Origin of the sequence: Kineosporia sp. NBRC 101731, from assembly GCF_030269305.1 — a bacterium.
Taxonomy (GTDB): Bacteria; Actinomycetota; Actinomycetes; order Actinomycetales; family Kineosporiaceae; genus Kineosporia.
On sequence record NZ_BSTC01000078.1, the window covers coordinates 1 to 255 of the forward strand.

The following is a 255-nucleotide window of genomic DNA, read 5'->3' on the forward strand; positions in this document are numbered from 1 at the left end:
ACGGCGGTCGCGGTGAACACCCAGATGCGTAACGCTTTACAGCCCGGGACACCGGCGTGGCAGGCCGTGCAGGACTCTCTGGCGGCGCGTCTGGCGGGCAAGACCTATCAGCAGGCCACGGATGCCGCGCGGCGCGCGATTCAGAAGGCCGATCCGGAGGCGGCCCGTCGGCGGCGGGAGGCGAAGAAGAAAGAACGCTGCGTGCATGCCTACCCGTTGACCGATGGGATGGGAGGGCTGGACGCCGTGCTGCAG

Annotated in this window: 1 pseudogene; it reads left to right on the plus strand. The window is 69.0% G+C overall.

Annotation, left to right across the window (positions count from 1 at the left end):
• Positions 1-255 (plus strand): annotated as a pseudogene (locus QSK05_RS36150) (hypothetical protein); the annotation flags it as partial.